Genomic DNA, 14103 nt, shown 5'->3' with positions numbered 1-14103 from the left:
CATCACGTCTCCCGGGCTTTTCTCCCGCCGTGTAGCCCTGTCCCTAGGGCCGGAAAACTCTCGGACCAGACATCCTCGTGAAAGGACCGGAACCCTAGTTCGCCTCTGGTGCAACTCCAGTGTGTGCCTTGCAGCGTTCGCCCACCCGGTGGCTACCTTGCCGTGGGTGATGCATCCCGTTGCAGGGGACAGAGCAATTGAAATGCCAGCTTTTGATCACGGAAAAAAGCGCCGGGGATTTCAAGCGCTTAGCGTGAATCCCCGGTACAGAGCGGTTGCCGCGTGGACATGCGACGGCACCAAGTCGAGGCGCCTTGCCTTCTATTGAGGCATCAGGCGGCGCTCACAGCGGTGCGCCGCAGCGAGGCAGCCGCGGTGGCCACGAACAGCCCGGCGGCCAGCGCCAGCGCCACCGGTACGCCCTGCGGGCCGAGGTCCATGAGGCTGCCGCTGAGCAGGGGGCCGAGCAGGCTGCCGACGCCCCAGAGCATGCCGGCCGCGGCGTTGGCGGTGACCAGGTCGCGGCCGCGGAAGCGCTGGCCGATCAGCACCAGCGCCAGGGTGTAGACGCCGCCGGCCACTGCGCCGAGGACCATCAGTGCCGGCCACAGCAGCGAAGGCTGGGAAATCAGCCAGGGCAGGGCGAGGCCGATCAGCATGGCGCCCACGCCACACAGCAGGTGCAGGCTGGAGCGGTCCAGGCGGTCGGAAAGCCAGCCCAGCGGCAGCTGGAAGAGCATGTCGCCCAGCAGGATCACCGTGGCCATGAAGGCGGCGATGCCCACTGCATAGCCATGGCTGGAGGCGTACACCGGGAAGAGCGAGAGCACCACGCTGTCGAAGAAGGAGAAGAACAGCACGCCCATGCACAGCGCGGGGGCCACCCGCAGGAAGCCGGCGAGGGAGAAGCTGCGCGGCTCCTCGACGTGTTCGTGGAGGCCTTCCTCGGGCATCGCGAAGGCCACGGTAGCCAGGGCGACCAGGTGCCCGGCGCTGACCAGCAGCACCACCCAGGGCGTCTGCGCACCGAGCAGTGCTACCAGGGTCGGGCCGAGCAGCTGGAAGGCGGTGAAGCTGGTCGCATAGAGGGCAACGATGGTGCCGCGATTCTTCTCGCCGCACAGCTCGTTGACCCAAGCCTCGCCGAGGATGATCGCGATGCCCATGCCGACACCCAGCGCCAGGCGCGCGGCGGCCAGCGCCCAGAGGGAATGGCTGCTGAACTCGATGGCGAGGGTACTGGCGGTACACAGCACGAAGCACAGCAGGTACAGGCGGCGCCGGCTCATCAGCTGGCAGGCGCGGTCCACCAGGGTGGCGGCGAGGATCATGCCGGCCGCTGGCACCGCCGACAGGATGCCGATCTGCAAGGCGCTGGCGCCCTTCTCCAGCAAGCGCAGCGCCACCAGCGGCAGCGTCGCGCCCAGGCTCAGGCCGACGATGGACACGGCGAACAGCAGCACCGCGAGAAGCGGTTTGTTGAGGATGGCTGGGGTATTCATGGAGACCTTCTCATGCCCGGGCGCTCATGCCACGGGCCGGCAAATGCAAACGAGCCCGCCGGGATTCACCGGGGGGCGGATTCGAAGTGCGGAGTGACCGGCGCGAAGGCGCGCGGCGTCCGGCTCAGCAGCCGGTGGGAGGAGAGAAGGTGAAGGCGAAGAGAACGCTGCGACGCAGGTTCAGCACGGCATCGACCTTGCGCACACGCGGAGGCTCCCGGAGGAGGGCGAGCGATGAGTCGGCGAAGCGGCAGAACGGGGTCATGGTGCGGATACAGCGTAGGACGTAGGAAAACGCGCACTCTAGTGAGTGCGCGTCAGACCGTCAATCTCGGCCCGCTGCGCGGTCGAGCTACGTCCGCAGTGTCTGCAGAACGTGCTGGGTAGGATGGTGTGGAGCGCAGCGATACCTATGCTGACCGCGTGCGGGATCGATGGGTATCGCTGCGCTTCACCCATCCTACGACTTGCGAACCGCCGGTAACACCGATCTTACCGACCGTAAACCGGGCTGCCCGACGGCACTTCCTGTGGCCGGCTCAATACATCGCGCCCCGGCAGGAAGGTGCCGAATACGCGCTCTTTGCCCAGCGCCTCGGGGAAGCCGCTTTCGCGGCGATAGGCAACGCGGCCATTGATCAGGGTGGCGTCCACAGCATCGTCGTTGCGCTTCACCAGGCGCGTCAGGCCGATCACTTCCATCGAGGCTTCGCAGACGTCGTCCAGCTCGTCGGTCAGCCCGGCCGGGTTGACCACTACCAGATCGGCGCGGTCGCCGACGCGGATATAGCCGGCGTCGATCCCGGCGAAGTCCGCCAGCTCGCCGGTCAGGCGGTGTATGGCGCGGCCTGTGTCCATGAAGCTCTGCCCGGCCAGTTCGGCATCGCGCACGTACTTGAGCATGCGCAGCGGGAAGTTGTACTGCGCATGGGAAGCCAGGTGCGCGCCGGAGTCGGCGAAGCCCGGCTGTGTCCAGGGGCTGGCCAGCAGCTTGCCCATGACTTCGGGGCGGTGGTTGCCGTAGCAGGTGGTCCACTTGAGGTCATTGCGGTACTGGCCGGCCAGCTCGAAGAAGGCGTCCACCGGATCCAGCCCGCGCTCGCGGCCGATGTCCTCGAAGTTGCGCCCGACCAGGGAGGCGTCCGGGCATTCGCGCACCCAGCAGTCGGACAGGTTGCGGTGCCAGAGGCCGAGGCTGAGGGTCGCCTTGATGTCCTTCTTGAAGCGCTCGCGGAAAGCCGGGTCCTGGATTCTGGTGTAGAGCTCTTCCGGGTCCTTGATGTCGCGCAGCACTTCGCCGGCGCCGAACTCCTCGAAGCCGTTCATGTTCAGCCCTTCGATGCGCACCACGAAGGGCGCGGGCAGGGTCTGCCAGCGGTAGCGGCCACGCAGCAGGCGGTTGGCGACCCAGCCGGAGGCGCGGGTGATGCGGTGCATGAAGGGCTGGGATTTCAGGTCCAGCGCGGTGAGCATCGAGCACTTGAGCGGGCGGCGGAACCAGCCGTGGGCCTGGTAGAGGAAAGCGAACACGTTGATCTTGGTGACGGCGTTGGGCGCGCCCTGCATCAGCGCGTTGCGTCGACGCAGCACGGCGAACAGGCGGGAGAACTCCTTCCAGCTGGCGAAGGTGGAGGGCAGCGGGCTGGACCAGGCGCGGTCGCCGTCCATCTTGTCCAGGCGCGTGGTCATCACCGAGAGGCCGAAGCAGCCGGCGTCCAGCGCTTGCTCCAGCAGTTCTTCCATGCGCTGCAGTTCGGCTTCGGTGGGTTTGGTGCCGCTGATGGCGCGCTCCAGCCCCATCACCGTCACGCGCAGCTCGGAGTGGCCGAGAAAGGAGCAGAGGTTCGGTCCCAGCGGCTGCTGGTCATAGAAGGCACGGTAGCCCTTGGCATCCTTCCAGGTGCGTTTGTCGCGCAGGATGGGCAGCACCTGCTCGCGCGGCACGGCTTCGACGCGGGTGAACAGGTCCGAGCAGTCCTCGGCCTCGCCCAGCACCATGCTGATGGAGCAGGAACCGACCGACACGGTAGTCACGCCATGGCGCACCGACTCTTTCAGCGCCGGCGCGGCGATGGCTTCGGCGTCGTAGTGCGAGTGGATTTCCAGGAAGCCGGGGGTGACCCACCGGCCGCTGGCGTCGATGACTTCCGGGCAACCGCTTTCGTCCAGCGGGCTGACGCTCAGGGTGTCGATGCGACCGTCCTTGATGCCGACGTGGCGCAGGCTGCCGGGGGCATCGCTGCCGTCGAAGTACAGGCCGTTCTTGATGATGATGTCGTAGCTCACAGGAGGCTCCAGGGCGACAGCAGCAGGACGCCGCTGACCAGCAGCAGGCAGTGGATGGCGAGGCGGAAATGGCGTTCTTCGAAACGCTGGTGCAGGCGTTCGCCCAGCCACACGCCGAGCAGCAGCAGGGGTGCGTAGGCCAGCACCTGGGGCAGCGCCGGGTGCAGGCGGCCGTCAAGCAGGAAGGCGACGGTCAGCAGGCCGTTGAGGGTGAACCAGACGCAGACCAGGGTGGCGCGCAGGCGGGTCTTGTCCAGCGGGCGAGTGGAGAGTGCGTAGACCAGCAGCGGCCCGCCGGAAGCGAACAGGCCATGGCAGACCCCGGCGGCGCCGGTGGCCAGCCGCACCACCCAGTTCGGTGTTCTGCCGCGCTCCGGGGCGCTGGCGCGCAGGCGCCACAGTTCGCGGCCGGCGAACCACAGGATCAACACGCCCAGCCCGCGCTTGAGCGGCTGCGGGTCCAGGTGCGGCAGCAGCAGATAGCCGACCAGCATGCCCAGCAGCATGCCTGGCAGTACGGTGCGTAGCAGCAAGCGCGTGTCGATCAGCCGGTGGTGCCGCCAGCACAGGTAACCGGTCATGCCGATGTTCAGCGGCACGAGGATCGGCAGCAGCGTCTCGATGGGCATCAACAGCGCGCCGAGGGACAGGGCAATTACCACGCTGCCGAAGCCGGTGATGGCTTCCAGGGTGTAGGCCAGCAGGATGAAGCCACCCAGGGCGATGGCGGGTGCGTTCATGGGGCGGCCACAACGGCTACGCGAGGTTCGCGGCGCGCCCAGAGCTGCGCCAGGACCAGCCCGGAGAACAGTTGCCAGCAGCCCCAGAACGCCGCGATCAGCAGCATGCCGCCGGCCTGCGGGAAGAAGGTGAGGATCAGCGCCATGCCCAGCGCCGAGTTGTGAATGCCGCTTTCCAGGGTCACTGCGCGTACGTCGGCGTCCGGCAGCTTCCACAGTCGCGCGCAGGTGTAGCCCAGCAGCAGTGCGGTGCCGTTGAGCAGCAGGACCAGCCAGAAGAACAGGTGGAAGTAGGCCATGAACTGCTGGAAGTTCTTGGCGAACGCCATGCCGACGAAACCGAGCATCACCAGCAGCGACAGTTGTCGCATGGGCTTCTCCAGGCGCCGCGCCAGTTGTGGCCTGTGCTTGCCCAGGGTCATGCCCAGCAGCATCGGCAGGATCAGCACCAGTACCACCATGCCCACCAGCTCCAGCGGGTCGATGTGGATCTGCGTGAGGCGGTCGCGGGTCGCCGGGTTCAGCCCTGCGTAGAGAGCGAAGTTCAGCGGCGTGAAGATGCCCGCACTCAGCCCGGATACGGCGGTGACGCTGGCCGACACTGCGACGTTGCCGCGGGCCATCCAGGTCATGATGTTGGAGAAGGTGCCGCTGGGGCAGGTGGCGACCAGGATCATCCCCAGCGCCAGTTCCGGGTCGATGGGCAGGGCAATGGTCAGCAGGCAGGTGGCGGCGGGCAGCAGCAGGAACTGCACCAGCATGCCGATCACCGGCGCCTTGGGCTGGCGCAGGATGCGGGCGAAGTCGTCGCGGCGCAGTTCCAGCGATACGCCGAACATCATCAGGGCAATGATGGCGTTCAGGGCGATCATCGAACCGCCGGAGAATTCGAGATGGACTTCAGGCATCGCCGTTCTCCCGCAGCAGGAGGGCGGGGAGCGGCGAACGGGCAGTAGCCGGCGGCACGGGCGCGGCTCCGGTTTTAATCAGCATGCAAGGCGACTCTTGTTTGTATTTATCGTTGTAATTGGCAAGCATAGGGCAGCGTTACCGCCCGGTAACGGCTCAATCGGGACCTTCACCGGTTAATTCGGGACCATGCCGCACACCATTACCGTCCATTACGCCCAGGGTATCCTGCAGGCCGCCCAGCGCCTGGGGTTGTCGGTGCCTGCCGATCTGCAGGCGGCCAGCCTCGAACCGCGCGTTCCGCTGCAACGCCAGGATGCCTTCTGGGAAGCCATCTGTGCCGCGTCGGGCGACACTTTGCTGGGCCTGCGCCTGGGCAGTGCCCTTCAGGTCGGCCATCTGGACATGGTCGGCGCGCTGTTGATGAGCTGCGACCGCTATGGCGAGGCGCTGGACGCCTTGCTCGAGTATTACCCGATCATCGCCGAGGGCAGCGCGTTCCAGCGCGAGCAGGACACGACGCAGGTGCGCCTGGTCTACCGCCCCAGCTATACCGTGCGCCGCGAGGAGCGGGTGGAGGCCGCGCTGGCCAGCCTGGTGCACCTGACCCGCTGGATCACCGGCGACCGGGTCAGGCCGCAGCAACTGGCCCTGAGTCACTCGGCGCGAGGTGAAGCCGCGCGTTACGTCGAGGTGTTGGAGTGCCCGGTGACCTTCGACAGCGGCGAGAACGCCCTGAGCTTTGCCGTGGCCGATCTCGATGTGCCGCTGATCCAGGCCAATGCCCTGATGCGTGAGCATCTGCGCGCGCTGGCCGATGCGCAGCTCGAACGACTTGGGGCGCAGAGTCTGGCCGCGCGCGTGCAGCAGTTATTGCGACAGAACCCGCGCTGGGGCAAGGAGAAGGTGGCCGAGCAGCTCGAGCTCAGCGGGCGCCATCTCAACCGCAAGCTGGCCGATGAGGGCACCAGCTTCAAGTTGCTGCGCGAGCAGGTGTTGCACGGCATGGCCGAGCAGCTGCTGCGCGAGTCGTCGCGGCTGGGCGAGGTGGCCGAACGCTTGGGCTTCTCCGACGAGAGCGCCTTCGCCAAGGCTTTCCGGCGCTGGAGCGGGATGACGCCGGGACAGTTCCGTCAGGGCAACTGAACCCGTCAGCGTTGGCCGTGGTTGACTGACGCGAGCGCCTGGGCAGCGGGCAGGTCGATTCGCTGGGGGACGCTGCGCTGCAGTTCGATGACGCCGGTGCCGGGCAGCTTCGATACGAAGAAGTGATCGACGCCGAAGAACAGCAGGATCAGGGCGATGGCGCCGATCCAGCAGAGCACGTCATAGTCCAGCGGCCAGCCACGGTGCTGGTGCTGCGAGCGGAGGGGGGGCTGGTTCTTCTTCATGGCGGTCACCGCGTTCGGATGGAGGGTCGGCGAAGCCAGGGGAGTGCCTGGGTTCGCCGACCATTTTCCGGTGGGCGGTGCGGCCGGTGATTCAGGGAGCTCTGTAGGGCGAGTAGGAATTACCTCTACTTTCCTACGCCAAGATCAGGCGCCGGGCAGCGCCTTGTCCTTCGGCCAGAGCAGCCACAGCTGGCCGTCCTGCTTCATGTGCCCGGCCAGCTCGCCGGCCGCATCGCCAGTGCCCCAGAACAGGTCCGCGCGCACCTCGCCGACAATGGCGCCGCCGGTGTCCTGGGCGGCCACCGGGCGTACCACCGGCGCGCCGTCCGGGCGGGTGGTGGAGAGCCACATCAGGCTGCCCAGCGGGATCACCTTGCGGTCGATGGCTACGCTGTAGCCTGGCGTCAATGGCACGTTCAGCGAGCCGCGCGGGCCTTCGTTGCTGTCAGGGCGCTGGCTGAAGAACACGTAGCTGGGGTTGCTTGCCAGCAGTTCATCGACGCGTTGCGGATGGGCGCGGGCCCAATCGCGGATGCGCGCCATGCTGACTTCTTCCTTGCTCAGCTCGCCCTGTTCCACCAGCCAACGGCCCACCGGCTTGTACGGGCGACCGTTCTGGTCGGCGTAGCCCAGGCGCAGTTGGCGGCCGGAGGCGAGCTCCACGCGGCCGGAACCCTGGATCTGCAGGAACTGCAGGTCCATCGGGTCGGGCAGCCAGGCCAGCACGGGCGCATTGACCCCATCGCGGCGGATGCCGGCGGCATCGGCGTAGGGCACCAGGGTATTGCCCTCGAGCTTGCCGCGCAGGCGCTTGTCCTTGAGTTCGGGGTAGACGCTGTCCAGCGCCACGGTGACCAGGTCCTTCGGCACGCCGTAGACCGGTACTGTGTGCTGGGCGTCACGCTGTTGGCTGCCCCGGTAGACGGGCTCGTAGTAGCCGGTGATCAGGCCGTTCCTGCTGCCCTCGGCGGAGCGCAGCTGGTAGGGCTGCAGGTGGGCCTGCATGAACTGACGGATGGCCGGGGCGGCAGCCGGCACGCTCGCCGCATCGGCGCAGGTGGCGGCCCAGATGTCATCCTTCTTCAGGCGCACCGCGCAGGCCGAGCGCCAGGCGTTGAAGCCTTGCAGCACATCGGTGTCGGCGGTCTGCGGAAGGTCCGACCAGTCGGCCTTGGAATAGGTGGGCGCCTGGGCCTCTTCGGGCTTCTTGCCGAACAGGCCGCAGCCCGAGAGCAGGGTGGCGAAGCAGAGGGTGGTAAGGAGAGGGCGGGTCCAGTGGCGGGACGAATCGGTCACGGGCGAGTCCTGGCAGGCAAACGAAAGCCCGCTAGCTTGGGCAGACGCGGGGCGTGCGTCAAACGCATCGGTCGGATTTACATGCCTTGCAACGAATACGCGGGTGGCCCGGTAGAATGTCGGCATGAATTGACAGACGGGTGGTTAGAGCGTGGAGGCAAGGCAGGGTTTCGTCCTGACTCGACATTGGCGGGATACGCCCGAAGGCACCGAGGTGGGCTTCTGGCTGGCCACCGATGAGGGGCCCCGGCATGTGCTGCTGCCACCGCAGACCTCGGTGGCCTTCGTGCCGGCCGAGCAGCGTGTCCGCGCCGAAAAGCTGCTGGCCGGCGAGCGTGGCGCCGAACTACGCGCGCTGGGCCTGCGCGACTTCCAGCAGCGCCCGGTGCTGGGGCTCTACTGCCAGCAGCATCGGCAGCTGATGAACCTGGAAAAGCGCCTGCGCGAGGCCGGCGTGGAAGTGTTCGAAGCCGATATCCGCCCACCGGAGCGCTACCTGATGGAGCGCTTCATCACCGCCCCCGTGGTCTTCAGCTGCGAACAGACCCAGGGCGGCAGCACCCTCACGGCGCAACTGCGCCCCGATCCGGATTACCGGCCGAAGCTGCGGCTGGTCTCGCTGGACATCGAAACCAACATCCGTGGCGACCTCTATTCCATCGCCCTGGAGGGCTGCGGCCAGCGCCAGGTCTACATGCTTGGCCCGGCCAACGGCGTCGACGGGGAGCGCGATTTCGAGCTGGAGTACTGCGACAGCCGGGCTCAGCTGCTGGAACGCCTGAACCAATGGTTGGCCGAGCACGACCCCGACGCCATCATCGGCTGGAACCTGGTGCAGTTCGACCTGCGGGTGCTGCAGGAACACTCCAAGCGCCTCGAAATCCCGCTGCGGCTGGGTCGTGGCGGCGACGAGATGGGGTGGCGGCAGCACGCCACCAGCAACCACTACTTCGCAGCGGCAGCGGGCCGGCTGATCATCGACGGCATCGAGGCACTGCGCTCGGCATTCTGGAGCTTCCCCTCGTTCAGCCTGGAGAGCGTCTCGCAGCAGCTGCTGGGCGAGGGCAAGTCCATCGACAACCCCTACGACCGCATGGCCGAGATCGACCGCCGTTTCGCCGAGGACAAGCCGGCGCTGGCGAAGTACAACCTCAAGGACTGCGAGCTGGTCACCCGGATCTTCGAGAAGACCCGCGTCCTCGACTTCCTGCTCGAACGCGCCAGCGTCACCGGGCTGCCGGCGGATCGCAGCGGTGGTTCGGTGGCGGCCTTCACGCATTTGTACCTGCCGCCGATGCACCGGTTGGGCTACGTTGCCCCGAACCTGGGCGGCAAGGCCCCGGAGGCCAGCCCGGGCGGGTTCGTCATGGATTCTCGGCCGGGGCTCTACGAGTCGGTGCTGGTGCTGGACTACAAGAGCCTGTACCCGTCGATCATCCGCACCTTCCTGATCGACCCGGTGGGCTTGGTGGAAGGCTTGAGCGACCCGTCCGACGAGGCGTCGATTCCCGGCTTCCGTGGTGGCCGTTTCTCGCGGACCCAGCACTGCCTGCCCGCCATCGTCGAGCGCGTCTGGCAGGGTCGCGACGCCGCCAAGCGCGACGGCAACGCGCCGCTGTCCCAGGCCCTGAAGATCATCATGAACGCCTTCTACGGCGTGCTGGGTTCCAGCGGCTGCCGCTTCTTCGATCCGCGCCTGGCCTCGTCCATCACCATGCGCGGCCACGAGATCATGCGGCGCACCCGCGAGCTGATCGAAGGGCAGGGGCACCGGGTGATCTACGGCGACACCGATTCCACCTTCGTCTGGCTGGGGCGTGCCCACGACGAGGAAGAGGCGGCGGGAATCGGTCGTGCGCTGGTCAGCCACGTCAACCGGTGGTGGGGCGAACACCTGCGCGAGGAATACGGGCTGGAGAGCGCACTGGAGATCCAGTTCGAGCGGCACTTCCGGCGTTTCCTGATGCCGACCATCCGAGGGGCAGAAGAGGGCAGCAAGAAGCGCTACGCGGGCCTGGTGCGGCGCGCCGACGGCAGTGACGAAATGGTCTTCAAGGGCCTGGAAACCGTGCGCACCGACTGGTCGCCGCTGGCCCAGCAGTTCCAGCAGGAGCTGTACCTGCGCATCTTCCAGCGCCAGCCGTACCGGGATTACGTACGCGACTATGTAAACCGCACGTTGGCCGGCGAGCAGGATGACCTGCTGATCTTCCGTAAACGTCTACGCCGCCAGCTCGGCGACTATGAACGCAACGTGCCGCCCCACGTGCGCGCCGCGCGCATTGCCGACGACTACAACGAACGCCAGGGCCGCCCGCGCCAATACCAGCGCGGCGGCTGGATCAGCTACGTCATCACGGTCAACGGCCCGGAACCGCTGGAAACGCTGGGTTCACCGATCGATTACGATCACTACGTCAGCCGACAGCTGCAGCCGATTGCTGACGCCATCCTGCCCTTCGTGGACGATGACTTCAGCGCGCTGGTCGACCGGCAGATGGGGTTGTTCTGAAACAAAAAAGCCGGCATCAGCCGGCTTTTTTGTTTCATTGCACATCAGTCGCCACGGTATTCGCAGCCGCTGGTGCAGGTCTCGTGCACGCGGACCTTGGACAGCTCCGGCAGCAGCGGCTTGAGCTGTTGCCAGATCCAGCGGCAGAGGTTCTCGCTGGTGGGGTTTTCCAGGCCGGGAATGTCGTTCAGGTAGTTGTGGTCGAGCTGGTCGTAGATCGGCTTGAAGATCTGCTTGATCTCGGCGAAATCACGAATCCAGCCGGTATGCGGATCGACCTCGCCCTCGATGTAGATGGCGGCCCGGAAGGAGTGGCCATGCAGGCGCCCGCACTGGTGCCCGGCGGGAACATGGGGCAGGCGGTGGGCCGACTCGAAGGTGAATTCCTTGAACAATTCCAAAGTAGCGTGCTCTGTGACGATCGCCGGCCCTGGAACGGGCCGGCCGGAAAATGGGCGCATAGTCTATCACCATCGCACCCGCCGGACCGGCCGATCCGGCCAGCGGCTCACTTGATCGCCAGGCGTCTTGCCAGGCGATTGAGGTTGGCGCGGTCCAGGCCCATCTCACGGGCCACGGCTGCCCAGTTGCCTTCGTGGCGCTCCAGGCTCTGGCTGATCATCCGGCGCTGGAAGGCGTCCACCGCCGGGCGCAGTTCGCCGGCCAGTTCAGCATCGGCGCCGTTGTCGGCTGGGCTCGCTTCGGCATCGGGCGCGCCCTTGTGCAGGGCGTTCAGGGTGAGATCATCGACGCCCAGGCTGAGGATGCGCGAGCGCTGCGAGTGGTTTGCCAGCGCCTTGAGGGAAGCCCGGCCGATCAGGTGCTCCAGCTCGCGCACGTTGCCCGGCCAGGCGTAGTCGACCAGCGCGGCCTGGGCTTCGCGGGTCAGGCGCAGGCTGCGCAGACCCAGGCGCGGGCGGTTCTGTTCGAGGAAGTAGCCGGCCAGCAGCAACACATCGTTGCTGCGCTCGCGCAGGGGCGGAACGCGCAGCGGGTAGACGCTCAGACGGTGGTAGAGGTCGGCGCGGAAGCGACCGGCACGGACTTCCTCGGCGAGGTCACGGTTGGTGGCGGCGATCAGGCGCACATCCACATGGTGTTCGCGGTCCGAGCCCAGACGCTGCAATTGACCGCTCTGCAGCACGCGCAGCAACTTGGCCTGGATCGCCAGTGGCAGTTCGCCCACTTCGTCGAGGAACAGGGTGCCGCTGTCGGCCAGTTCGAACTTGCCGTGTCGTTCGCCCACCGCGCCGGAGAAGGCGCCACGGACGTGGCCGAAGAGCTCGCTTTCCACCAGGGTTTCCGGCAGCGCCGCACAGTTCAGGCTGATCAGCGGCTGGGTGCGCCGCAGCGAATTGGCGTGGATGGATTGGGCGACCAGTTCCTTGCCGACGCCGGTTTCGCCGGTGATCAGCACGCTCAGGTCGCTGCCGGCCACCACCTGGATTTCTTTCATCAGCGCCTGGTGCGACCTGCTCTGGCCGATCAGCTCCCTGGGCTGGTCGCCGGAGGCGCGCTGGTAGGCGTCGGCGCGCTGCTGCTCGTGATCGGCGCGCTGGGCCAGGTCGGTCATGCGCTGGTTGGCCTTCACCGTGGCGGCGGCCAGGCTGGCGAAGGCTTCGAGGTTGTCCAGGTCGCTGGTGGAGAAGCGTTCCGGGTCCAGCGCGTCCAGGGTCAGCAGGCCCCAGGGCTGTTCGTCGACCAGCAGCGGGCAGCCCAGGCAGTCATGAACCTCCAGATGGCCGTGCAAACCCTCCACCAGCCCGTCATAGGGGTCGGGCAGGCCGCAGTCGGCGGCGAAATGCGTTGGACCGGGATGCTCGATGAGGGCACGCAGGCGTGGGTGCTCGCTGATCTTGAAGCGACGGCCGAGGGTGTCCTGGCTCAAGCCATCGACTGCCAGCGGCACCAGTTGGTCGCCTTCCAGGCGCAGCAAGGCGGTGGCGTCGCACGGCAGCAGGCCGCGCAGGGCTTCCAGCAGGCGGCGATAGCGTTCACTTTCCGGCAGCTCGCGGGATAGGTCGGCAACCAGCGGGAGCAGGGTGGCAAGTAGTGGGTTTCGAGTCATTTTGACCTCTATGTTGTCATTATGACGCTGATCAGTGGCGGTCATTATGACTCTTTTCCCATTAAAGATCCCGTGATTACTGGGCTGCAGGGTTGGCACGCTTCCTGAAATACCTGAGGCAGAGAGCACAGGCGACCCCATTCACCGCCTGGCCAACCTGAGGAGATCCAGATGCTGTCCAACGAACACCGTACCCTGGTCAAGGCCACCGTCCCGCTGCTGGAGACCGGCGGAGAGACCCTGACCCAGCACTTCTACAAGATGATGCTCAGCGAGTACCCGGAAGTTCGTCCGCTGTTCAACCAGGCGCACCAGGCCTCCGGCGACCAGCCTCGCGCGCTGGCCAACGGTGTGCTGATGTACGCCCGCCACATCGATGAGCTGGAACAGCTCGGCCCGCTGGTGGCGAAGATCGTCAACAAGCACGTCGCCCTGCAGATCCAGCCGGAACACTACCCGATCGTCGGCAGCTGCCTGCTGCGTGCGATCCGTGAAGTACTGGGCGAGGAAATCGCTACCCAGGAAGTGATCGATGCCTGGGCCGCCGCCTACGGCCAACTGGCCGATATCCTGATCGGCGCCGAGGAGTCCGTTTACCAGCAGAACGCCGAGCAACTCGGCGGTTGGCGTGGCGCCCGGCGCTTCCGCATCGTGCGTAAGGAAGCTGAGAGCGAGGAAATCACCTCCTTCTACTTCCAGCCTCTGGATGGCGAGCCGCTGCTGGACTTCCAGCCCGGCCAGTACATCGGCCTGTCTCTCGACATCGATGGGGAAGAGGTGCGCCGCACTTACTCCCTGTCCGACGCGCCCAATGGCCGTGAGTACCGCATCAGCGTGAAGCGCGAGCCCGAAGGCAAGGTTTCCAACTACCTGCACGATCACCTGCAGGTGGGCGATGAGCTGGACCTGTTCCCGCCGGCTGGCGATTTCGTCCTGCGCGGTGGCGACAAGCCCCTGGCCCTGATCACCGCCGGTGTCGGCATCACCCCGGCACTGGCCATGCTGAAGCCGGCGCTGGAATCCGGTCGTGAGGTCCACTTCATCCACTGTGCCCGCCACGGCGGTGTGCACGCATTCCGCGAGTGGGTCGAGGCGCAATCCGACGTACATCCGCAGCTCAAGCACTACTTCTGCTACAGCGAGCCGCGCGCGCAGGATGCTTCCCACGTCGAGGGCTTCCTCAGCCGCGAGCTGCTGGCTGACTGGCTGCCAAAGGACCGCGACCTGGACGCCTACTTCCTCGGTCCCAAACCGTTCATGTCTCAGGTGAAACGCCACCTGCGCGAGATCGGCGTGCCCGAGCAGCAATCCCACTACGAGTTCTTCGGCCCGGCCAGCGCGCTGGAGGCCTGAACCTGAACGCCGGCCCGATGGCGGGTCGGCGCAACCCGAGGAGGTG

General features: G+C 66.6%; 11 protein-coding genes and 1 riboswitch. Of the genes, 3 read left to right on the top strand and 8 right to left on the bottom strand.

The window, feature by feature from the left end; genetic code table 11:
- Positions 1–6: 6 nt before the first annotated feature.
- A riboswitch (guanidine-I (ykkC/yxkD leader) is annotated at positions 7–109 on the bottom strand.
- A gap of 223 nt (positions 110–332) precedes the next feature.
- The 4 genes from ACKI1H_RS21550 to ACKI1H_RS21535 form a co-directional block, all read right to left on the bottom strand.
- Positions 333–1502 (bottom strand): MFS transporter, encoded by a 1170-nt coding sequence (locus tag ACKI1H_RS21550; RefSeq protein ID WP_440466254.1) that lies wholly within the window; start codon positions 1500–1502, stop codon positions 333–335.
- 492 nt (positions 1503–1994) lie between these two features.
- Positions 1995–3788: an N-acyl-D-amino-acid deacylase family protein gene (locus ACKI1H_RS21545; RefSeq protein WP_440466253.1), complete on the bottom strand. Its 1794-nt coding sequence runs from the start codon at positions 3786–3788 to the stop codon at positions 1995–1997.
- Positions 3785–4528 carry a sulfite exporter TauE/SafE family protein gene (locus ACKI1H_RS21540; RefSeq protein ID WP_138520877.1) on the bottom strand — a complete coding sequence of 248 codons (744 nt, stop codon included), beginning with the start codon at positions 4526–4528 and terminating at the stop codon, positions 3785–3787. The genes ACKI1H_RS21545 and ACKI1H_RS21540 overlap by 4 nt, the downstream gene beginning before the upstream one ends.
- Complete coding sequence (locus tag ACKI1H_RS21535) at positions 4525–5436, bottom strand: bile acid:sodium symporter family protein (protein ID WP_138520876.1); 912 nt, start codon at positions 5434–5436, stop codon at positions 4525–4527. Before ACKI1H_RS21535 ends, ACKI1H_RS21540 begins: the two co-directional genes overlap by 4 nt.
- Before the next feature lie 190 nt (positions 5437–5626).
- On the opposite strand from ACKI1H_RS21535, the gene qhpR reads away from it, so the two are divergent.
- On the top strand, positions 5627–6583 hold the full coding sequence (gene qhpR / locus ACKI1H_RS21530) for an AraC-like transcriptional regulator QhpR (protein ID WP_440466252.1): 957 nt from the start codon (positions 5627–5629) through the stop codon (positions 6581–6583).
- Between the two features lie 5 nt (positions 6584–6588).
- Here the strand turns inward: qhpR and ACKI1H_RS21525 are convergent, their stop codons facing one another.
- Both ACKI1H_RS21525 and mltA read right to left on the bottom strand, forming a co-directional pair.
- Positions 6589–6828: a hypothetical protein gene (locus tag ACKI1H_RS21525; RefSeq protein ID WP_440466251.1), complete on the bottom strand. Its 240-nt coding sequence runs from the start codon at positions 6826–6828 to the stop codon at positions 6589–6591.
- A 144-nt stretch (positions 6829–6972) separates the two neighbouring features.
- Entirely contained in the window at positions 6973–8124 is a 1152-nt protein-coding gene (gene mltA / locus ACKI1H_RS21520; protein WP_440466250.1) for a murein transglycosylase A, read from the bottom strand.
- Positions 8125–8275: 151 nt separating this feature from the next.
- On the opposite strand from mltA, the gene ACKI1H_RS21515 reads away from it, so the two are divergent.
- Positions 8276–10636, top strand: a complete 2361-nt coding sequence (locus ACKI1H_RS21515) for a DNA polymerase II (RefSeq protein ID WP_440466249.1) — start codon at positions 8276–8278, stop codon at positions 10634–10636.
- Positions 10637–10680: 44 nt separating this feature from the next.
- On the opposite strand, the gene queD is transcribed toward ACKI1H_RS21515, so the two are convergent.
- Complete coding sequence (queD, locus tag ACKI1H_RS21510; RefSeq protein ID WP_017516521.1) at positions 10681–11037, bottom strand: 6-carboxytetrahydropterin synthase QueD; 357 nt, start codon at positions 11035–11037, stop codon at positions 10681–10683.
- Positions 11038–11144: 107 nt separating this feature from the next.
- A complete protein-coding gene (norR, locus tag ACKI1H_RS21505) occupies positions 11145–12704 on the bottom strand; it encodes a nitric oxide reductase transcriptional regulator NorR (RefSeq protein WP_440466248.1) in 1560 nt (519 codons plus the stop codon).
- 171 nt (positions 12705–12875) lie between these two features.
- Between norR and hmpA the strand changes: the two genes are divergently transcribed.
- On the top strand, positions 12876–14057 hold the full coding sequence (hmpA, locus tag ACKI1H_RS21500) for an NO-inducible flavohemoprotein (protein ID WP_138520870.1): 1182 nt from the start codon (positions 12876–12878) through the stop codon (positions 14055–14057).
- Positions 14058–14103 lie beyond the last annotated feature (46 nt).

This window comes from Pseudomonas sp. YH-1 (assembly GCF_051990045.1).
GTDB classification, from domain to species: Bacteria; Pseudomonadota; Gammaproteobacteria; order Pseudomonadales; family Pseudomonadaceae; genus Pseudomonas; species Pseudomonas nicosulfuronedens.
This window is presented reverse-complemented; position numbering and strand designations above follow the sequence as displayed.

Bases quoted from the DNA above. Each gene is read 5' to 3' on its own strand.
- ACKI1H_RS21535 (WP_138520876.1), bottom strand. From the start codon at position 5,436: ATGCCTGAAGTCCATCTCGAATTCTCCGGCGGTTCGATGATCGCCCTG.
- hmpA (WP_138520870.1), top strand. From the start codon at position 12,876: ATGCTGTCCAACGAACACCGTACCCTGGTCAAGGCCACCGTCCCGCTG.
- norR (WP_440466248.1), bottom strand. From the start codon at position 12,704: ATGACTCGAAACCCACTACTTGCCACCCTGCTCCCGCTGGTTGCCGAC.
- ACKI1H_RS21540 (WP_138520877.1), bottom strand. From the start codon at position 4,528: ATGAACGCACCCGCCATCGCCCTGGGTGGCTTCATCCTGCTGGCCTAC.
- ACKI1H_RS21525 (WP_440466251.1), bottom strand. From the start codon at position 6,828: ATGAAGAAGAACCAGCCCCCCCTCCGCTCGCAGCACCAGCACCGTGGC.
- qhpR (WP_440466252.1), top strand. From the start codon at position 5,627: ATGCCGCACACCATTACCGTCCATTACGCCCAGGGTATCCTGCAGGCC.
- ACKI1H_RS21550 (WP_440466254.1), bottom strand. From the start codon at position 1,502: ATGAATACCCCAGCCATCCTCAACAAACCGCTTCTCGCGGTGCTGCTG.